The 19,123-nt window shown below is 67.8% G+C and carries 18 protein-coding genes and 1 pseudogene; 8 read left to right on the plus strand and 11 right to left on the minus strand.

Annotated features, from left to right (window positions below; all coding sequences use genetic code 11):
- Positions 1 to 34: 34 nt before the first annotated feature.
- Positions 35 to 181, minus strand: a pseudogene (locus A5709_RS27810) (6-phosphogluconolactonase); the annotation flags it as partial.
- Between the two features lie 46 nt (positions 182 to 227).
- Here A5709_RS27810 and A5709_RS24830 point away from each other — a divergent pair.
- A complete protein-coding gene (locus A5709_RS24830) occupies positions 228 to 617 on the plus strand; it encodes an ATPase (RefSeq protein WP_068123258.1) in 390 nt (129 codons plus the stop codon).
- A 1-nt stretch (position 618) separates the two neighbouring features.
- Here the strand turns inward: A5709_RS24830 and A5709_RS24835 are convergent, their stop codons facing one another.
- From A5709_RS24835 to secG, 3 genes are read right to left on the minus strand one after another with little or no spacing between them, the layout of a single operon-like run.
- Positions 619 to 1,431 carry a DUF1206 domain-containing protein gene (locus A5709_RS24835; RefSeq protein ID WP_068123261.1) on the minus strand — a complete coding sequence of 271 codons (813 nt, stop codon included), beginning with the start codon at positions 1,429 to 1,431 and terminating at the stop codon, positions 619 to 621.
- 16 nt (positions 1,432 to 1,447) lie between these two features.
- Positions 1,448 to 4,255, minus strand: coding sequence for a phosphoenolpyruvate carboxylase (ppc, locus tag A5709_RS24840; RefSeq protein ID WP_068123263.1), 2,808 nt, complete (start codon positions 4,253 to 4,255; stop codon positions 1,448 to 1,450).
- Between the two features lie 45 nt (positions 4,256 to 4,300).
- Positions 4,301 to 4,534, minus strand: a complete 234-nt coding sequence (gene secG / locus A5709_RS24845) for a preprotein translocase subunit SecG (protein ID WP_040624202.1) — start codon at positions 4,532 to 4,534, stop codon at positions 4,301 to 4,303.
- A 211-nt stretch (positions 4,535 to 4,745) separates the two neighbouring features.
- Between secG and A5709_RS24850 the strand changes: the two genes are divergently transcribed.
- On the plus strand, positions 4,746 to 5,432 hold the full coding sequence (locus tag A5709_RS24850) for a PAS and ANTAR domain-containing protein (RefSeq protein WP_068006990.1): 687 nt from the start codon (positions 4,746 to 4,748) through the stop codon (positions 5,430 to 5,432).
- A gap of 4 nt (positions 5,433 to 5,436) precedes the next feature.
- On the opposite strand, the gene tpiA is transcribed toward A5709_RS24850, so the two are convergent.
- From tpiA to A5709_RS24880, 6 genes are all read right to left on the minus strand, one after another.
- The gene (gene tpiA / locus A5709_RS24855) at positions 5,437 to 6,222 is read right to left on the minus strand and encodes a triose-phosphate isomerase (RefSeq protein WP_068006952.1); all 786 of its coding nucleotides are present in this window, start codon (positions 6,220 to 6,222) and stop codon (positions 5,437 to 5,439) included.
- Positions 6,219 to 7,457, minus strand: coding sequence for a phosphoglycerate kinase (gene pgk / locus A5709_RS24860; RefSeq protein WP_068123266.1), 1,239 nt, complete (start codon positions 7,455 to 7,457; stop codon positions 6,219 to 6,221). Before pgk ends, tpiA begins: the two co-directional genes overlap by 4 nt.
- 2 nt (positions 7,458 to 7,459) lie before the next feature.
- Positions 7,460 to 8,479, minus strand: a complete 1,020-nt coding sequence (gene gap / locus A5709_RS24865; protein ID WP_067944593.1) for a type I glyceraldehyde-3-phosphate dehydrogenase — start codon at positions 8,477 to 8,479, stop codon at positions 7,460 to 7,462.
- 116 nt (positions 8,480 to 8,595) lie between these two features.
- Complete coding sequence (locus tag A5709_RS24870) at positions 8,596 to 10,023, minus strand: NAD(P)/FAD-dependent oxidoreductase (RefSeq protein ID WP_068123270.1); 1,428 nt, start codon at positions 10,021 to 10,023, stop codon at positions 8,596 to 8,598.
- Complete coding sequence (locus A5709_RS24875; RefSeq protein ID WP_068123272.1) at positions 10,020 to 11,789, minus strand: DUF3556 domain-containing protein; 1,770 nt, start codon at positions 11,787 to 11,789, stop codon at positions 10,020 to 10,022. The genes A5709_RS24870 and A5709_RS24875 overlap by 4 nt, the downstream gene beginning before the upstream one ends.
- A 141-nt stretch (positions 11,790 to 11,930) precedes the next feature.
- Positions 11,931 to 12,398 (minus strand): hypothetical protein, encoded by a 468-nt coding sequence (locus A5709_RS24880; RefSeq protein WP_068123275.1) that lies wholly within the window; start codon positions 12,396 to 12,398, stop codon positions 11,931 to 11,933.
- Between the two features lie 260 nt (positions 12,399 to 12,658).
- On the opposite strand from A5709_RS24880, the gene A5709_RS24885 reads away from it, so the two are divergent.
- The 3 genes from A5709_RS24885 to A5709_RS24895 are packed head-to-tail and all read left to right on the plus strand — an operon-like array spanning position 12,659 to position 16,305.
- Positions 12,659 to 13,399, plus strand: a complete 741-nt coding sequence (locus A5709_RS24885; RefSeq protein WP_156673020.1) for a lysophospholipid acyltransferase family protein — start codon at positions 12,659 to 12,661, stop codon at positions 13,397 to 13,399.
- Positions 13,400 to 13,402: 3 nt separating this feature from the next.
- Entirely contained in the window at positions 13,403 to 15,031 is a 1,629-nt protein-coding gene (gene fadD12 / locus A5709_RS24890) for an acyl-CoA ligase FadD12 (RefSeq protein WP_082974368.1), read from the plus strand.
- Positions 15,031 to 16,305, plus strand: a complete 1,275-nt coding sequence (locus tag A5709_RS24895; RefSeq protein WP_067944598.1) for an alpha/beta hydrolase — start codon at positions 15,031 to 15,033, stop codon at positions 16,303 to 16,305. The genes fadD12 and A5709_RS24895 overlap by 1 nt, the downstream gene beginning before the upstream one ends.
- A 28-nt stretch (positions 16,306 to 16,333) precedes the next feature.
- Here A5709_RS24895 and A5709_RS24900 read toward each other — a convergent pair whose 3' ends face one another.
- Positions 16,334 to 17,281, minus strand: a complete 948-nt coding sequence (locus A5709_RS24900; RefSeq protein ID WP_067944599.1) for a GlxA family transcriptional regulator — start codon at positions 17,279 to 17,281, stop codon at positions 16,334 to 16,336.
- 76 nt (positions 17,282 to 17,357) lie between these two features.
- Between A5709_RS24900 and A5709_RS24905 the strand changes: the two genes are divergently transcribed.
- The 3 genes from A5709_RS24905 to A5709_RS24915 form a co-directional block, all read left to right on the plus strand.
- Positions 17,358 to 18,014, plus strand: a complete 657-nt coding sequence (locus A5709_RS24905) for a DJ-1/PfpI family protein (RefSeq protein ID WP_067944618.1) — start codon at positions 17,358 to 17,360, stop codon at positions 18,012 to 18,014.
- Between the two features lies 1 nt (position 18,015).
- Positions 18,016 to 18,315: a hypothetical protein gene (locus A5709_RS24910; RefSeq protein WP_067944600.1), complete on the plus strand. Its 300-nt coding sequence runs from the start codon at positions 18,016 to 18,018 to the stop codon at positions 18,313 to 18,315.
- Positions 18,316 to 18,584: 269 nt separating this feature from the next.
- A partial coding sequence (locus A5709_RS24915) for a DUF222 domain-containing protein (protein ID WP_156768153.1) occupies positions 18,585 to 19,123 on the plus strand: 539 nt, incomplete at its 3' end.

The raw sequence follows: 19,123 nt of genomic DNA on the forward strand, positions 1-19,123 counted from the left end.
TCGTCATTATCACCCGGATCAAACCGGGCGGGGGTTAGCCTGGCTGACCCGGCCGAGCGGGCAGTTTGGCCGCGGCCTCCTCGTCGAGCAGCCACAGCGTGGTTTCCTGCCCGATCGCCCCGGCGGCCGGCACCGAGACCGGCGGGGCGCCGCCGACGGCCGCGGCCAAACTGCCCGCTCGGCCGGGTCAGCCAGGCTAACCCCCGCCCGGTTTGATCCGGGTGATAATGACGATCATGGCAGACAGAACCGTGCGCGGTGGGCAAGAGCGAAGCCGGATCAAGACCCTCACCCAGGCTGCGCTGAACGCCGACAAGACGGTGGAGCAGGTCGAAGACGTCCTCGACGGTCTCAGCACGACCATGAAAGAGCTCAACACGTCCCTTTCCAACCTGAACGCCACGGTCGAGCGCATGGAAAGCGGCCTGGACCACCTGGACGGCACCTTGTCGCGGCTGGACGATCTGGCCAGGCGACTGATCGTGCTGGTCGAGCCCGTGGAGGCGATCGTCGGGCGGATCGACGGCATGGTGAAGGTGGGCGAGACGATGATGACGCCGGTCGCGATGACCGAGCACGCCGTGCGCGGGGCGCTGGACCGGCTGCGCAACCGCTGAGCTACATCTTCGTCGAGCGGGCCATCACGAAGCTGTACAGCCCGTAGGTGATGAGTCCCACGCCGGCGGCGATCAACAGCGCCGCCCCAAAGTGCTGAGCCCCGAGTGTCTTCAGTGCCCCATCGAGCCCGGTGGCCTTCTTCGGTTCCGAGCGACACGCGGCGATGATCACCAGCGCGCCCGTCAGGGTGATGACGACGCCCTTGCCGACATATCCGGCCACGCCGAGCCGTCGCACCCAGCCGCCCGACTTGCCCCGGAGGTCGTCGACGAAGTTGCGGCTGGCGCCCTTGTAGATGTGGTAGCAACCGACCACGACAATGATCAGCCCGCCCGCGATGAGCGCGATGGTGCCGGCGGTCGTCGCCATCAGGTGCGCGCTGAGGCTCGAATTCTGTTGATCCGCAGCCTTCCCCGCGCCCCGGGCGAAACCGAACGCGGAGTAGGCGAAGGCGAGATAGACCGCTGCCAGCCCAAGGGCCTTCGCCCGCGAGGACGCATCCGACGACGCGCCCTCCGTCTTCCGGTCGCTCGACCGGCCGAGGGCGGTTTCGACCAGCCGCCACAGACCCATCGCCAGCAGGGCGACCGTGGCGATCCAGAGTGCCAGCGGTCCGCCCGGCTTGGACGCCAGCGTCGCCAGGGCGCCGGTTTGGTCAGCGGTTCCGCCGTCGCCGCACGCGACCCGGATGGCGAGATAGCCGACGATCAGGTGCAGTACCCCGTTCACGACGAACCCGACGCGGGCCAGTCGTTCGAAGACGGTGTTCTGCGCCAGTTGGGCCGCGGTGACAGGCGACGCGTTGTCCGACATGGCTTACTAATGCCCATCACCCACTGTTACGTAACGCGCTGGCCAATCCATTCATCGTCAGCAGGATGCCGCGCTGCACCAGTTCGTCGTCATCGCCGGAGCGGTAGCGGCGCAGCAACTCCACCTGCAGGTGGTTCAGCGGCTCCAGGTAGGGGAAGCGGTTGAACACCGAGCGGGCCAGCGCGGGGTTGTCGGCGAGCAGGTCTTCGTGACCGGTGATGAGCTTGTGCATCGCGATGGTCCGCCGGTGCTCGTCCACGATCTTGCCGAACACCCGGTCCCTTAGTTCGGCGTCCTCGACCAGCTCCGCGTAGTGCGCCGCCAGGCCGAGGTCGCTCTTGGCGAGCACCTGAGCCATGTTGGAGAGTGCGCCGCGGAAGAACGGCCAGCGCTCGTACAGCTCGTGCAGGATCGCCACCCGCTCGGTTTCGCTTTCGGGCCCGGCCGCGATCCACTGCTCGAACGCCGACCCGGTGCCGTACCAGCCCGGAAGCATCACCCGGGACTGGCTCCACGCCAGCACCCAGGGGATGGCGCGCAGGTCCGAGATCGATGAAGTGGGTTTGCGTGACGTCGGGCGGCTGCCGATGTTGAGCGAACCGATCTCGCTGACCGGCGTCGAGGCCATGAAGTAGTCGACGAAACCCGGCGTTTCGTGCACCAATTCGGCGTAGGCGCGCTGCGCCAGGGTGGCCACTTCGTCGAGCACCGCGTAGGCCGGCTCCGCGGCATCTCCCAGGCCCTCTACGTCGAGCAGCGTCGACTCCAGCGTCGCCGCCACCAAGCTCTCCAGGTTGCGCCGCGCCGCCTGCGGTTCGGCGTACTTGGCGGCGATCACCTCGCCCTGCTCGGTGAGCCGCAGCGAGCCGTTCACCGCGCCCGGGGGTTGCGCCAGGATGGCCTGATAGCTCGGCCCACCGCCGCGGCCGACGGTACCGCCGCGACCGTGGAAGAGCCGCAAGCGAATTCCGGCCTTGCGGGCCACTTCGACCAGCGCCAGCTCGGCTCGGTAGACGGCCCAGCTGGAGGCGAGGTAACCGCCGTCCTTGTTCGAGTCGGAGTAGCCGAGCATCACCTCCTGACGCCCGTCCTGCGCGTCGACGACCGCCCGGTACAGCGGAAGCTGCAGCATCGCGTCCAGGATGGCCGCGCCGTTGTGCAGATCGTCGATCGTCTCGAAGAGCGGCGAGATGGCAACCGGGCAATACGGTTCCGGCCCGGAGGCGTCCAGCAGCCCGCCCTCTTTCAGCAGGATCGCCACCTCCAAGACGTCGGACACCGAGCGGCACATGGAGATGACGTAGTTGGGTACCGCCGCCGGGCCGTAGCGCGCGACGGCATCCGCCGCGGCGCCGACGACCTCGAGCTCCTTGCGGGCCAACTCGGACAGGCCCCCACGGTCGCCGACCAGCGGGCGGCGGGTACTCAGTTCACCGGCCAGCAGCTCGACCCGCTCGTCCTCGGGCAGCGAAGCGTAATCTTGGTGCACCCCGGCCCAGGCCAACAGCTCCCCCACCACCTCTTCGTGGACGTCGGAGTTTTGCCGCATGTCCAGCCCGGACAGGTGAAACCCGAAGACGCTCACGCCTTCTCGCAGCAGGGCCAGGCGGTCGTCGGCCAACAGCGCACTGCCGTGTGCGCGCAGCGACTCGTCGATGGTGTCCAGGTCCGCCTGCAGCTCGGCCGGGCCGGAATACGGCGTCAGGCCGAGGTCCAGCTCGTGCTGCGGTCGACTGTCCAAAATCTTCGCGCCCGTCGCGGTGAGCCGGGCGCGGATCACCCGCAGCGCCCGCCGGTACGGCTCGTCGGCGCGGGCCTGCTCCCCGCAGCCCTCGGCCAGTTCCGCCAGCGCCGCGGTGACGGGGACGAGCCGCGCCGACATCGACAGATCCTGCTCGAGGGCGGTGAGCTCGGCCAGGTAATGCGACAGCGCGGTGAACGCGGCGCTGCCGGTGGCCTGGCGTACCACGTCGCCGGTCACGTTCGGATTGCCGTCGCGGTCGCCGCCGATCCAGGAGCCGGGCCGCAGGATCGGTGCGGCGAGCAGGTCGGTGTCGGGCCACCGCGCCCGCAACGCATCCCGGACCTCGGCGTTGACCTGCGGAATGACCTGGAAGAACGCCGCGGCGTAATAACGCAGCCCGACCTCGATCTCGTCGGTGATCTGCAAGCGGGACAACCGGATCAGCGCGGTCTGCCACAGGGTGAGGACCTGGCGGCGCAACTCGCGCTCGATGTTGCGCCCGTCGTCGGTTTCGGTGTGCCCCTCGGCGTGCAACCGCATCAGCTGGGTGATGCGGTGCTGGGTGACGAAGACGGTGCGCCGCCGGGTTTCGGTGGGGTGGGCGGTGATCACCGGGGAGATCAAGGCACCTCGCAGCGCGTCGGCCACCGTGGCCGAATCAAGTTCGGCCCCATCGAGTTTGGCGTAGGTCGCGGCTAGGCTGCTGTCCTGCGGCGGCTCGCCGGCGGAGACGTGGATGGCGCGGCGACGCTCCCGGTGGATGTCCTCGGCCACGTTGGCCAGCAGCGCGAAGTGGCTGAACGCCCGGATGACCGGGATCGCTTGGTGAATGTCGATGCCGTCGAACATGCGCGCCAGGTCGACCCGGTCGATCTCGGAACGGCGCACCCGAAACGACTCCACCCGCGCTCGCTCCACGAGGTCGAAAACCTCGTCCCCGCTCTGCTCGCGCACGGTGTCGCCGAGGATGGCGCCCAGCAGCCGGATGTCGGCGCGCATCGGCTCTGTCGCCTCGCGACCGACGAGCGTGCGTTGCACGGCGCCGATGGGTTCGAGCGCGATGTCCGAAACGTCAACCATGCGTCCCAGTATCGGTGCGGATCACGCGCTCCGCCCGCCGACGGGTCACCGGTACTTGATCAGCAGGGCCACCCCGATGATGGAGACCAGCCAGATGCCGGTGATGAACAGCGTCAACCGGTCCAGGTTCTTCTCCACCACGGTCGAGCCGGAAAGGCTGGACTGCACACCGCCGCCGAACAGTGTCGACAGGCCGCCACCCTTGGCGCGGTGCAGCAGCACCAGCAACACCACGAGCACGCTTGTGACCACCAGGGTGATCTGCAGGGCCAGCTCCATGACGCTAAAGCCTACCGGGTGGCGCTCGATGTGCCGCAAATGGCCCGCCGCGTGCTAGGGCAACCTTCCTTGCCCTTTTTCAACATGCGTGTAACGATCAGCAATTAGATGCTCGGTGGAGAAATTCAACGTCGGCATCGAGCGATTTCTCGCAACCGTCGCTGTTTACCCTTTTGCACCTTTGCTACGTGCCAGACATTCGGACGTGGCGATGATTGCTGATTTCAGCGAAGTAAAAGACGACGATGCGGTTGTTCGGGCGTTGGCGGCCGGTTCGCCGCAGCGGATGGGGACATTCCGCTTCTATTTCGACGGGCAACGCTGGGAGTGGTGTGAGCAAGTAGCACGGCTTCATGGCTACGAACCGGGCACGGTGACGCCGACAACCGAGCTGGTGCTCGCGCACAAGCATCCCGACGATCGCAGGCAGATCGCGGCGACCCTGGATGACATCCGCCGCGACCACGGACCGTTCAGCACGCGACATCGGATCATCGATGTGCAGGGCAACGTCCACCACGTTGTCGTGATCGGCAACCAACTCGTCGATGCGGTGGGCGAGGTCGTTGGAACTGAAGGCTTTTACATCGACGTCACGCCCACTGACGACGTCGTTCAGGATGCCTTGACCGCCGAAGTGGAGAAGTTCAGCAAGAACCGTGCCATCATCGAGCGGGCCAAGGGCATGTTGATGGTGATCTACGGGATCGATGAAACGACCGCTTTCGCGCTGCTGAGATGGCGATCTCAGGAGAACAACGTCAGGTTGCGACCATTGGCACGGCGAATCGTTGCCGAGTTTCTCGCGCTTTCGCGCAGAGAGGTCCACCCGCTCCGATCCGCGTACGACGACATCGTCCTAACCGTCCACCTGCGGATCGTCTCGCGCGACGGCTGACGCCCTACGGCAAGGGTCCGCCGGCGGCGATCGCCGCCAGCGTCGCGAACTGCTCACCGTCCAGGGACGCGCCGCCGACCAGGGCCCCGTCGATGTCGTCGCGGGCGATGAGGTCACCGATGTTCTTGGCGTTCACCGAGCCGCCGTAGAGCACCCGCATGGTGTCGGCGACCTGTGCCGAGGCGAGGGACCCCAGCGTCGCCCGGATCGCGGCGCACACCTCCTGGGCGTCGGCGGCGCTGGCCACCCGCCCGGTGCCGATGGCCCACACGGGCTCGTAGGCGATGACGACCTTGCCGATCTGCTCGGCGGACAGCCCGGCCAGCGAGCCGCGCAGCTGCTCCTCGCAGTGGGCGACGTGCGCGCCGGCCTCGCGGACGTCCAGGTGCTCGCCGATGCACACGATCGGGGTCAGCTCGTGCTTGAGGGCCGCGGCGGCCTTGGCGGCCACCAGCGCGTCGTCCTCGTTGTGGTAGGTGCGCCGTTCGGAGTGCCCGACCACGACGAAGCTGCAGCCCAGCTTGGCCAGAAAGGCCCCGCTGATGTCACCGGTGTAGGCGCCCGAGTCGTGCTGAGACAGATCCTGGCCGCCGTAGGTGAGCCGCAGCTTGTCGCCGTCGACCAGGGTCTGCACGCTGCGCAGGTCGGTGAACGGCGGCAAGACCGTGACGTCGACCTTGTCGTAGTACTTGTCCGGCAGCGCGAACGCGATCTTCTGCACCAGCGCGATCGCCTCGAAGTGATTGAGATTCATCTTCCAGTTGCCGGCGATCAGCGGCTTGCGGCTCACGCGTCTCCTCCACTTGGTTGCGGCCGCCCGAGAACCTCGATGCCCGGCAGCGTCTTGCCCTCAAGGTATTCCAGCGACGCGCCACCGCCGGTGGAAATGTGCGAGAAGTCGCCCTCCGGGATGCCCAGGGCACGCACCGCGGCCGCGGAGTCACCGCCGCCCACCACACTGAACGCGCCCTTGCCGGTCGCCGCGGCGATGGCCTCGGCGACGCCCCGGGTGCCCGTGGCGAATGCCGGGAACTCGAACACGCCCATGGGGCCGTTCCAGAAGACCGTGCGGGCGTTGGACAGCAGGGCCGCGAAGCGCTTCACCGATTCCGGGCCGATGTCCAGCCCGATCATGTCGTCCGGAATGGCGTCGGCGGCCACCGTCTGCGGTGGCGAGTCGGCGGCGAACTGCTGGGCCACCACGACGTCCCTGGGCAGCCGCAGCACGTCGACGTAGGTGTCCAGCAGCCGGCGGCAGGTGTCGACCATCTCCTCTTCCAGCAGCGACTTCCCCACCGAAAAGCCTTGTGCGGCAAGGAAGGTAAAGCACATCCCGCCGCCGATCACGATGCTGTCGGCCTTGGTCGCCAGCGACTCGATGACGCCGAGCTTGTCGGACACCTTCGACCCGCCGAGCACCACCGCGTAGGGGCGGGTGGTCGAGCTGGTCAACTGCTCCAGCACCCCGATCTCGTCGGCCACCAGCGTGCCGGCGTAGTGCGGCAGCAGCGTGGCCACGTCGTAAACCGAGGCCTGCTTGCGGTGCACCACCCCGAACCCGTCGGAGACGAAAGCCCCTCCGGGCGAGACCAATTCGGCGAGTTCGCGGGCGAGCGCGAGTCGCTCGCCGTCGTCCTTGCTGGTTTCGCGCGGATCGAAGCGGATGTTCTCCAGCAGCAGGACGTCGCCGTCCGTGAGTCCCTCGGCCCGGGCCAGCGCGTCGCCGCCGACTACATCACCGGCCAGCTGCACGTGCCGACCGAGTTGCTCACCGAGCGCCGCGGCGACCGGCGCCAGCGACAACTTCGGGTTCGGCCCGTCTTTCGGCCGCCCCAGGTGCGCGGTGACCACCACCTTGGCGCCGGCGTCGACCAGCGCCTGCAATGTCGGCACCGACGCGGTGATGCGGCCCGGGTCGGTGATGGCGCCTTCGTCGTCGAGCGGGACGTTGAGGTCGGAGCGCACCAGCACGCCCCGACCCGAAACACCCTCTGCCAGTAGGTTTTCGAGTGTAGGAACGGCCACGGCTACAGCGACTTGCCGACCAGTGCGACGAGGTCGATGAGGCGGTTGGAGTAGCCCCACTCGTTGTCGTACCAGGACACCACCTTGGCCTGGTTGTCGATCACCTTGGTCAGGCCCGAGTCGAAGATCGAGCTGTGCGGGTCGGTGACGATATCGCTGGAGACGATCGGGGCGTCGTAGTACTTCAGGATGCCCTTCAGCTTGCCCTCCGCCGCGGCTTTGAAGGCGGCGTTGATGTCTTCGGCGCTGGCGGATTTGGACAGCTCGGCGGTGAGGTCGGTCACCGAGCCGGTGGGGATCGGCACGCGCAACGCGTAACCGTCGAGCTTGCCCTTCAGCTCCGGGAGCACCAGCCCGATGGCCTTCGCCGCGCCGGTGGAGGTCGGCACGATGTTCAGCGCGGCGGCACGCGCCCGGCGCAGGTCCTTGTGCGGCCCGTCCTGCAGGTTCTGGTCCTGGGTGTAGGCGTGGATGGTGGTCATCAGCCCCTTGACGATGCCGAACTCGTCGTTGAGGACCTTGGCCAGCGGCCCGAGGCAGTTCGTGGTGCACGACGCGTTGGAGATGATGTTCTGGCTGCCGTCGTACTTGTCGTCGTTGACGCCCAGGACGATGGTGATGTCCTCGTCGGTGGCGGGCGCCGAGATGATCACCTTCTTGGCGCCGGCGTCCAGGTGGCCCTTGGCCTTGGCGGCGTTGGTGAACAGGCCGGTGGATTCCACCACGACGTCGACGCCCAGGTCGCCCCACGGCAACGCTGCCGGACCCTCCCGGACCTCGAGCGCCTTGATCTTGTGCGGGCCCACCACGATGGTGTCCTGGCCTTCCAGGCTGACGTCGTAGGGCAGCCGGCCCAGGATCGAGTCGAATTTGAGCAGGTGCGCCAGAGTGTGGTTGTCGGTGATGTCGTTGACCGCCACCACCTCGATGTCGGCGGTGCCCTGCTCCTGTTGGGCCAGTAGGGCCCGGTAGAAGTTGCGTCCGATTCGACCGAAGCCGTTGATGCCTACTCGGACCGTCACTTGATCTCTCCCTGTCTTGGCGATGTCTTTACTGAGTCCGCTGAATACGCGCTCGTGGTCAGCCTAGATGAGCAACATGCGCGGTTGCCGCCCCGGTTCCCGCGGACAATGTGACCTCAGTCGCGGCGGGTCTTCTTCAGCCACTTCAGCGCCGACTCGGCGGCGTGGTAACCGCACAGGCCATGGATGCCGGCCCCCGGCGGCGTGGACTGTGAACACAGGTAGACGCCCGGAACGCCGGTGGCGTAGGGATCGACGGCGATGCGGGGGCGGAAGATCACCTGCAGCCCGTCGTTGGCGCCGCCGATGATGTCGCCGCCGATGAAGTTCGCGTTGTAGGCCTGCAGCTCGGCGGGCCCCTTGCTGACCGTCGCCAGGACGCGGTCGGAGAACCCGGGCGCAAACCGCTCGATCTGGCCGACGACGGCGGCGGTGGCGTCGCCGTCGTAGCCGAACGGCACGTGTGCGTACGCCCAGATCGGGTTGACGTTGCCGGCCGAGCGGGACGGGTCGCTCAGGTACTGCTGCCCGAGGAGCACGAAGGGCCGGTCGGCCATCTTCCCTTGCGCGCGTTGGCGTTCGGTGTCCGCCATCTCGGCGAAGGTGCCGCCCAGGTGTACGGTGCCCGCCCGGGCACAGTCGGGGTTGGTCCACGGGATGTCGCCCTCGATGGCGAAGTCGACCTTGAACGCCGACGAGCCCTCGCGGTAACGCCGATACGACCGCCGGATCCGGCTCGGCATGGCGTCGCCGTAGATGGCGAGCGCCGCGGCCGGGCTGAGGTCGAGCATGACGATGTCGGCATCAGGGATGTCCTTGCGACTGCTGACGGTGACCCCGGTGGCCACCGAGCCGCCGTACTCCTGCAGGGCCGCGGACAGCGCTTGGCTGATCGACCCGGATCCCCCTTGCGCGACGGGCCAGCCGTAGCGGTGCCCACTGGCCAGGATCATCAACCCCAGGGACGCGGTGAGCGGCCGGTCCAGCCGGGTGTAGACGTGCGCGGCCGCGCCGCCGAACAGCGCGCGCGCCTGCTCGGTGCGGAACCAGCGGGCCATGGTGGTGGCCGGCAGCAGCGCCCGCGGGCCGAAACCGGCCAGGCGCAGCGGGTGCCGCGGGATGCCCAGCACCGGCCCCATGAGATCCTCGGCCAGCTCGTCGAATCCCGCCGCCAGGTCGCCTATCGCCCGCCGCCACCGGGCGCCGTCGGCCCCCATCCGGGCCACGGTTTCATCGAGCGACTGATAGAGCACGCCGGCGGTGCCGTCGTCGAGCGGGTGCGCGCAGTCGACCTCCGGCCACTTCCACCGCAGCCCGTAGCGCTGCAGGTCGATCTCCTTCCAGAACGGCGAACCGACGCCCAGCGGGTGAAACGCCGAGCAGTGGTCGTGGATGACGCCGGCCATCGTCAGTTCGCCGGAGCGGGCTCCGCCGCCGACGGTGTCGCACGCCTCGAGCACCTGCACGTCGACGCCGTGCCGAGCGAGGTGAATCGCCGCGGCCAGGCCGTTGGGGCCGGCGCCGACCACCACCGCCCTGGTCATCGAGGGCTGCCCGGCGGGTCGCCGCCATTTAGCACGTGCACGGGCAACTCGTCGCCGGGCTCCGGCCACGGCTGGCGGGCGAGCATGTCCTCGACGTTGACATAGCCTTCCTCGATCAGTCCAGCCTTGGCGTCGAAGATGCGGTACCACTGCTTCTGGACGTGGATGGGCTGTCCCTCGAGGACGATCACCCGCACGTCGCCGTCCTCGAAATGGCAACGGCGCTGCACGGCTTCGAGCAGCTGCTCGTTGTGCAGATGGCCCTCGCCGAAGTTCCAGCCGACGAGCGGGCCGGCGACGATTTCGCCCTCGCGGATCTTGTAATTGGCTTCGTCGGCCTCTCCCCCCAGGGCGCGAGGCACCAGGGCGTTGAGCGCGCGGCCGTGCAGGTGCATGGCCCGGAAGGCGGCGGTCTTGTCCGCCATGATCTCCGCGGTCTCGGGGTCGTAAAGCCGGGCCAGCTGGTTGACGACGAGGGCGGAGCTCTTGACGATCTCGGCGTCGATCTTTTCCTCCGCGCCGGCGCGGAAGCACCACACGCTGGACGCCCAGTTGCCGGCGTAGTACCTCATCGCGGGGAGGAACGAAATCTTCTCGGGGAACATGTTTCCCGCGATCACGAATGCCACTGCGGCGATGACGAGGGCCCACAGCAGCGGCGAACGCAGGTCGGTGGCCTGGATCGAGGCGTAGTGCCCGAACAGATAGAACAGCGAGAAGATGAAGAAGACGTTCCACTCCAACGGAACTCCCATCGGGAGGTTGGAAATGATGTTGAGGTGGAAGATCACCATGAATCCGATCAGGAACCACCGCCACGGGTGATCGCCGGCGAAGAAGACCAGCACCGTCGGAACCACGAATTCGGCTGTGGTGCCGCCGACGTGGGCCATCATCTTCGGCAACCAGGTGGGACGCAGATCGTTGATGTGGTCGCGGTACAGCATGTGCTTGATCGGTGTGAACACTTTGGGCCGCAGCAGCGCGTTATTGCTCGTCATCACCGACACCACATACGGGAAGTGGTGGTTGAGCTTGGATGTTGCAGCGCCCCACCACAACAACAGCATGATGAGCTTGTATGCGGCGATCTGATCGGTGAACGGGAAGAAGAACACGAACAGCTTGAGCCAGTAGTGCTCGCCGCGCGCGGCCAGGAAAATGGTCTTGTCGCGCAGGCCCAGTACCGCCAGCGCGACGATCGTCGGGATGACGCGGACGGGGTCGACCAGGCCGACGTCGCCGGCCGCGGTGACCGGCCCGCCGTGGCCGGGCGACAGCAGCGCCCACACCCCGCCGGCCAAAACGATTGCGTACAGCGCGACGTCGACGACGGTGCGGCTGTCACCGGCGGTGAACGGCACCTTCCCGGGCCACGCCGGCAGCCGAATCGTGTTGGGCCGCAGCCAGTACAAGATTCCGCCGATGGGCGGCATGAACCGTCCGGTCAGCGGGCCGGAACCGCAACCCAGGCCCGTCACCTCGAACAGCAGCGTGAAGACGATGACCTTCTGGTAGACGATCGGCTGCGTCCACCAGTCGGCGATGCGGCCGAGCCCGCCGAGGCCCGGGGTCAGCGAGATGATCGCGGCGGGGACGGCGATGTACAGGGCGATCTTGATCAGGTACAGCAGATAGACGGCATACGGTGTTCCAAAGCCCTGTTCCGCCCAGTGCCGCGTCACGACCTGCAGCCGGGTGGCCCGGGGCAGAGTCGGCCAGGTCTTGCGATCGACGTCGGGAAGGTCCGGGGTCATGAATCCCATGGGCGGCCTCGTTCGGTGTCGGAACAAACCAGTTGGCCCGTCAAATGTATCGGCACCGCCAAGCGGGTGTGGCCGAATCGGCGCGCCCAACCCTGCGCCGGTCGCCCCAGCGACGAAAACCGCTGCGCCGTAGGCGAATAGCTACCGGACCGCGGACCGGGGCCGCGGGGAAAGGGCGGGTGGCTCGGCGGGTACCCGGCGGGCGAATCGGCGGCGCAACTTCTCGAGCATGCCGTCGAGATTGTCCCGGTCCTGTTCCTCGATGCGCGCCATGCGGCGAAGGCTGCAGACGGCGTCGACGTCGCCGCTGGCCTGCGCGGCGACGATCGCCTTCTGGTAGTCGTCGAGCCGCTGGTCGATGAGCCTGCGGTTCTGTGAGAGCAGCCGCACGAAGTAGTCGGCCTGGCGGTGGTCCGCCGCGTCCGGGTTGGCCGGGTCGACGTCACCGGCCGGGCGGCCGGTGGTCGGTGCGGACGGCGACGGCCCCTGACCGCGATGGGCCGGTTCGGTGCGGACGACGCCGACGTGGGGCCGCCGGGCGCGGGGGGCACTTCTGCGCGCGGCGCCCGAGCGGGCGTTGCGCTCGGGGGACAAACCGGCAACGTCCATCGGGGTCCCGTTTCTCGAGATTTCACTGAGTGCGTCGTAACAATAGCGGCAGGGCCGGGCCCGCACCATATCGCGGAAGAGGAAAGAGATAAACACCATGACGGCCGCCGCGCCCCGGTCGCTACCATCGAGGAATTCGACGCGGCTCCTCATACCTAGGGCGGCCTCGCGGGAGCGTCTAAGGGAGGAACGTGACCGACAACGATCACTCCGATGTCGGCGACATCGGCAAATTCGACCCTGTCTTGACCCAGCGCCTGATGAGCGTGATGCGCCCGGCCATGAAGACATACTTCCGGTCGGAGGTGCACGGCCTGGATTCGTTCCCGCCCGGCGGGGCGCTCGTCGTCGGCAACCACTCCGGCGGGATGTTCCCGATGGACGTCCCCATCTTCAGCGTCCACTTCTACGAGAAATTCGGCTACGACCGGCCGATCTACACGCTGAGCCACGACATCCTCATGGCCGGCCCCACCGGCGAGCTCTTCCGCCGTACCGGATACATCCGGGCCAACCGGGAGAACGCGGCCAAGGCCCTGCGGTCCGGCGGGGTGGTCATCGTCTTCCCCGGCGGTGACTACGACGCGTACCGGCCAACGCTCTCGGAGAACGTCATCGACTTCGATGGCCGCAAGGGATACGTCAGGACGGCGATCGAGTCCGGCGTCCCCATCGTGCCCGCGGTATCCATCGGCGGACAGGAGACGCAGCTCTACCTGTCGCGCGGCACCTGGCTGGCCGAGCGCTTGGGGGTGAAGCGCTTGCTGCGCAGCGCGATCCTGCCGCTGTCGTTCGGCTTCCCCTTCGGCTTCAGCGCGGTGATCCCGCCCAATCTGCCGCTGCCCACCAAGATCGTCACGCAGGTGCTGAAGCCGATCGATATCACCGCGCAATTCGGTGACGACCCGGACGTCGACGAGGTCGACGAGCACGTGCGGTCGGTGATGCAGCAGGCCCTCAAGGACCTGGCCGCCAAGCGACGCTTCCCGATCCTGGGCTGAGCCGTGGCCTCTCTCCTTGGTCCGGTCAACGACGCCCTCGGGCTCATCACCACCCTGCGGCGCGCCGGCATGATCGCGCCGATGCGGCCCGACCGCTATTTGAAGATCGCCGCCGCCATGCGCCGCGAGGGCATGGGGATGACCGTGGGCTTCGCCAGCGCGGCGCAACGCTGCCCGGACCGGCCGGGCCTGGTCGACGAGCTCGGCGCGCTGACCTGGCGCCAGCTCGACGAGCGGATCAACGCGCTCGCCGCGGCGCTGCAGGCCTTGCCCTCGGGCCAGCCCAAGGTCGTCGGGATCATGTGCCGCAACCACCGCGGCTTCGTCGAGGCGGTGGTGGCGACCAACCGGATCGGCTCCGACGTCGTGCTGCTCAACACGTCATTCGCCGGGCCCGCGCTCGCCGAGGTGGTCAACCGCGAAGGCGTCGACGCCGTCATCTACGACGAGGAGTTCACCGACACGGTGGACCGTGCGCTGGCCGACAAACCGGACGCCACCCGCATCGTGGCCTGGACCGACGGGCAGCACGAGCTGACGGTCGAAAAGCTCATCACCGATCACACCGGCCGGCAACCCGAGCGCACCGGACGCAAGGGCAGGATGATTCTGCTGACCTCCGGCACCACCGGAACTCCCAAGGGCGCCAATCAAACCGGCGGCAACGCCGGCATCGGCACGCTCAAGGCCATCCTGGACCGAACGCCGTGGCGGGCCGAGGAGACGGTGGTGGTCGTGGCGCCGATGTTCCACGCGTGGGGCTTTTCGCAGTTGATCTTCGCGGCGTCGATGGCGTGCACCGTGGTCACCCGGCGCAAGTTCGACCCCGAGGCCACGCTGGACCTCATCGACCGGCACCAGGCGACCGGCCTGGCAGTGGTGCCGGTGATGTTCGACCGCATCATGGAGCTCCCGCCCGAGGTGCGAAAGCGGTACAGCTGCAAGTCATTGCGATTCGCGGCGGCATCGGGCTCGCGGATGCGGCCCGACGTCGTGACCGCGTTCATGGACGAGTTCGGCGACGTGATCTACAACAACTACAACGCCACCGAGGCCGGCATGATCGCCACGGCCACTCCGCAGGACCTGCGCGCCGCACCCGACACCGCGGGCCGCCCGGCGGGCGGGACCGAAATCCGAATTCTGGACAGCGATTTCAACGAGCTGCCCACCGGCGAGGTCGGCACCATCTACGTCCGCAACGACACCCAGTTCGAGGGGTACACCTCGGGCACGACCAAGGAATTTCACGCGGGGTTCATGTCGTCGGGCGACGTCGGCTACCTCGACGAGGCCGGCCGGTTGTTCGTGGTCGGCCGCGACGACGAGATGATCGTCTCCGGCGGCGAGAACGTCTATCCGATCGAGGTGGAGAGGACGCTGGCGGCGCACCCCGACGTGGCCGAGGCCGCGGTCATCGGCGTCGACGACGAGCAGTACGGCCAGCGCCTGGCGGCATTCGTGGTTTTGAATGCGGGCGCCGAGGCCACGCCCGAGACGCTCAAACAGCATGTCCGGGAAAACCTGGCCAACTACAAAGTGCCCCGCGAGATCGCCGTCCTCGACGAACTCCCGCGCGGCAGCACCGGCAAGATCCAACGCAACGAACTGCAAGCTCGGGTCAACGGCTGATGCGCCGCCGCCTCTCGGAACTGCGGCGCCCCCGGCCGCTGGCGCGGGCCGCACTGGAATTGGCCAACGCCGCCAACGGATTACGGCCGCTGGCACGCAAGGGCTACAGCACCGTGTTGGTCTTCTGGTTCGGCTGGCCGACGTCGGAGGTGCCAGGCGTCTACTTCACCGTCTCCTTGGTGGATGCGCTGCGGCGCGCGCGGCGCGGCCACTTCGAGGGACGGCGCGGCAAGGCGGCGCTGGCCCTGACGGCCGCGTCGTGGGCGATCCTCGGGGTGATCCGCTACCGCGGCATCACCACCCCCGGCCCGGTGCTCGAGGCGGGCCTACGCGAGCAGCTCGGACACGATTACGAAGAGGCGCTGAGCAGTCTGCCGCACGCCAAGCCCACGCGCAGCGGGCGGCGCAGCCTGCCGCTGGGCAACACCGTCGCCCGCCGGCGCTACGTCGAGAAGACGAACGTGGTGTCCTACGGCCCGAACGGTCGCGCCAACCTCGCCGACATCTGGCGCCGCCGCGACCTGCCGCGGGACGCCAAGGCGCCCGTGCTGCTGCAAGTGCCCGGCGGGGCCTGGATGATCGGGATGCGCCGGCCGCAGGCCTACCCGCTGATGAGCCACCTGGCCGCCCGCGGCTGGGTGTGCGTGTCCATCGGTTATCGCGTCTCGCCCCGCCACACCTGGCCCGACCACATCGTCGACGTCAAACGGGCGCTGGCATGGGTCAAGGAGAACATCGCCGACTACGGTGGTGACCCCGACTTCGTCGCCGTCACCGGCGGCTCCGCGGGCGGACACCTGTGCGCGCTGGCGGCGCTGACCCCCAACGACCCGCAATTCCAGCCGGGCTTCGAAGACGCCGACACGTCGGTGGTGGCGGCGGTCCCGATCTACGGCCGCTACGACTGGTTCTCGACCGAGGGCGAGGGTCGGCCCGAATTCGTCTCGCTGCTCGAAAAGTTCGTAGTGAAGCGGCAATTCGACGCGCACCGCGACGTCTACGTCGACGCCTCGCCGATCCGGCGGCTGCGGGCCGACGCGCCCCCGTTCTTCGTCCTGCACGGCCGCGACGATTCCCTGATCCCCGTCGGCGAAGCTCAGGAGTTCACCGAGGAGCTGCGCGCGGTGTCGAAGTCCCCCGTCGCCTACGCCGAATTACCAAGCGCGCAACACGCTTTCGACATCTTCAGTTCGCCCCGGGCGCATCGGTCCGCCGAGGCCGTCGCGCGGTTCCTGTCCTGGGTGTACGCGACGAACCCGCCCGATCGCGACTAAGGACCACGCCGACAACCACTCGCACCGCCTAGCGCGACACCTGATCGCGGAACGCCGTGCGATACGCCTGTGGTGACACCCCGACGAGGCGCTTGAACTGCTCGCGGAAGTTTGCGGCCGACTCGAAACCCACACGACGGCCGATGCTTTCGACGTTGTCGGACGTGCCTTCCAGGAGCTGCTGAGCATGGCGCACCCGCACACCGGTGAGCCATTGGATCGGTGTCTGGCCCGTCTCCGCCTGGAAGCGGCGATTGAGGGTACGAGTGCTGGTGGCCGCGTAGGCGGCGATCTCCTGCAGCGTCAGATTTTCGTGCGCATGTGCTTCGATCCAGGCGAGCACCCCGTCGAGGCGGGTGTTGGCCGGCCGCCGATTGCGCAGGATGAACTGCGCTTGGCCGCCGGCCCGGTGTAGCGGCGCGACGGCCAGGCGTGCGGACTCCGCGGCGACGGCCGACCCGTAGTCGCGGGCGACCAGGTGCAGACACAGGTCCAGACCCGCCGACGCCCCGGCCGACGTCAAGATCTGACCTTCGTCCACGTAAAGCACATCCGGGTCGAGATCGACGGCGGGATAGGTGTTTCGGAAGTCGGCGGCTCCCAGCCAGTGTGTCGTCGCCCGCTTGCCGTCGAGAACACCGGCGGCGGCAAGAACGAAGGCACCGGTGCAGATCGAAGCGATGCGAATCCCGCTGTCGTGAGCCGCCTTCAGCGCGACAATCAGTGCCCGCGGTGCCGGCGCCAACGGATCGTTGGAGCCGGGCACCACGATGGTGTCGGCGTCGCAGAGCTCGTCGATCCCGTGGTCGGTCGCGATGCGAATCGGACCCGCACCGACCTCCGCCTCCGTCCCACACACCCGCACCCGGTAGCCCGCTCGGCCGTCCGGCAGCCTGACCCGGCCGAAGACGTCGATCGGTGTCGCCAGGTCGGAGACCACGCAATCCGGCAACGCAACCACGGCGACCCGATGCACGTTTGGCAATATACCAGCGCAATGCGTCCTTCTTGCCACTGGTTCTGCGGCACCCGTCCTGCCAGCATTGGCAATCGTGTTCGCACAAATCGTCCTGATCGACAAGTTCGATCTGCTCGACGTCATCGCCCCCTTCGAGGTACTCACGGCGGGCGCTCAGGCGGTGGGTGGGGACTTGATCGTCGAGCTCGTCTCCGCCGAGGGACGCCGCGAAGTACTCAGCGGCACCGAGGATGTCGCATTGCTGGCCACCGGCGGCCTGGACCCGACCAAGCCGGGATACGTAATCGTTCCCGGTGTGAGCGGGGCGATCGCGGGCGACCCGGACCACGGCGCCGAGACCATTCCCGTATTGCTGGCCCGCACACTCGACACTCCCCTCATTCCGTTGCTGCGCAGGTGCTTTGACGACTCCGAGGTCATCGTCGGATCGGTCTGTGGCGGATCGGCGCTGCTGGCAATGGCGGGGCTGATCGAGAACCGCTACGCCACAAGCCATTACCTGGGCATCGACCTCCTCGACGCGGCGGGAGTGAACGCTGTCAGGGCCCGCGTCGTCGACGACGGCGACTTCGTCAGCGCGGGCGGCGTCACCTCCGGTCTCGACCTGGCGCTCTACCTATTGGAGCGTTCCTACGGGCCCCGCGTCGCGCACGCCGTGGAGGAGCTGTTCGAATACGAGCGCCGCGGCATCGTGTGGAAGCCGTCGGGGCGCGAACCGGTGGAGATCTGACATGCCCATCCTCGGAGAGTGGGACGTACTTATCAAGACGCCGATCGGGTCGCTGGTCGTCATCTACGCCTTCAGCCCGGATGAGGACGGCCTTCGCGGCACCGCCACCCTGAACGGCGAAACCACGTCGCTATGGGATATTTCGGTCGACGGCGACAGGGTGACCTGGCGGCAGTCGGTCACCAAGCCGATGCGGTTGAACCTCGAGTTCGACGTGACCGTCACCGGTGACCAGCTGAACGGTCATTCACGGGCAGGGCGGCTGCCCCGCTCGAAGGTGACCGGCACGCGCCGCGGCTGACGCATCGGGTGCGGAGATGAACTTGCTCGATGATCCGAAAACCTTTGCCAACGAGCCTTATACGACGGTAGGCCGAGCGGACCGGTGAGCGCGTTCCTGCTGTCGGTTCACCTGGTGGCGGCGATCCCCCAGTGGCGATCGCGAGCGGCCTAGCCGGGCGATGCGGGTCGCCAATCGGGTGCCAACTCGTTGTAATCCCTTGTGTCACTTTGGCTTCAGTGGTCACATGGCGGCCGTTTTTGTCGGTGGGTGTTCGTAGGGTTTGCGGCATGGGTGTCAGTGGTCGTGAGGAGATCGTCGAGGTGTTCGACGCGCTCGACGACGACGTGGAGCGCCTGTGTGGGTTGTCTTTTGATGTGTTGACCACCCCGGAGCGGCTGCGCGCCCTGGAGCGCCTGGAACGGGTGTACCGCCGGTTGCGCGCCCCGCAGCACGCGTTGATCAACCAGCTCGACGCCCAGGCCAGCCCCGCGGAGTTGGGTGGCTCGCTGCGGGTGGGCCTGGCTGATCGGTTGCGCATCACCAAGGCCGAGGCCGCCCAGCGCATCGCCGACGCCGCCGACCTCGGACAGCGCCGGGGGTTGACCGGCCAGCCGCTGGCCCCGCAGCTGAGCGCCACCGCGGCCGGCCAACGCGATGGGGTCATCGGTGATAGCCACGTCAAGGTGATCCGGAGTTTTTTCGCCCAGCTGCCCGCCGCGGTGGACGCATTGACCCGCCAGGCCGCCGAAGCCGACCTGGCCGGCAAGGCCGCCGGGTATCGGCCCGACGAGTTGGCCAAATACGCCGGGCGGGTGATGGATTGGCT

Origin of the sequence: Mycobacterium sp. E1386 (assembly GCF_001672745.1) — a bacterium.
Taxonomy (GTDB): Bacteria; Actinomycetota; Actinomycetes; order Mycobacteriales; family Mycobacteriaceae; genus Mycobacterium.

Bases quoted from the DNA above. Each gene is read 5' to 3' on its own strand.
- A5709_RS24830 (WP_068123258.1), top strand. From the start codon at position 228: ATGACGATCATGGCAGACAGAACCGTGCGCGGTGGGCAAGAGCGAAGC.
- A5709_RS24835 (WP_068123261.1), bottom strand. From the start codon at position 1,431: ATGTCGGACAACGCGTCGCCTGTCACCGCGGCCCAACTGGCGCAGAAC.
- ppc (WP_068123263.1), bottom strand. From the start codon at position 4,255: ATGGTTGACGTTTCGGACATCGCGCTCGAACCCATCGGCGCCGTGCAA.
- secG (WP_040624202.1), bottom strand. From the start codon at position 4,534: ATGGAGCTGGCCCTGCAGATCACCCTGGTGGTCACAAGCGTGCTCGTG.
- A5709_RS24850 (WP_068006990.1), top strand. From the start codon at position 4,746: ATGATTGCTGATTTCAGCGAAGTAAAAGACGACGATGCGGTTGTTCGG.
- A5709_RS24870 (WP_068123270.1), bottom strand. From the start codon at position 10,023: ATGACCAGGGCGGTGGTGGTCGGCGCCGGCCCCAACGGCCTGGCCGCG.
- A5709_RS24875 (WP_068123272.1), bottom strand. From the start codon at position 11,789: ATGGGATTCATGACCCCGGACCTTCCCGACGTCGATCGCAAGACCTGG.
- A5709_RS24880 (WP_068123275.1), bottom strand. From the start codon at position 12,398: ATGGACGTTGCCGGTTTGTCCCCCGAGCGCAACGCCCGCTCGGGCGCC.
- A5709_RS24885 (WP_156673020.1), top strand. From the start codon at position 12,659: ATGAGCGTGATGCGCCCGGCCATGAAGACATACTTCCGGTCGGAGGTG.
- A5709_RS24895 (WP_067944598.1), top strand. From the start codon at position 15,031: ATGCGCCGCCGCCTCTCGGAACTGCGGCGCCCCCGGCCGCTGGCGCGG.
- A5709_RS24910 (WP_067944600.1), top strand. From the start codon at position 18,016: ATGCCCATCCTCGGAGAGTGGGACGTACTTATCAAGACGCCGATCGGG.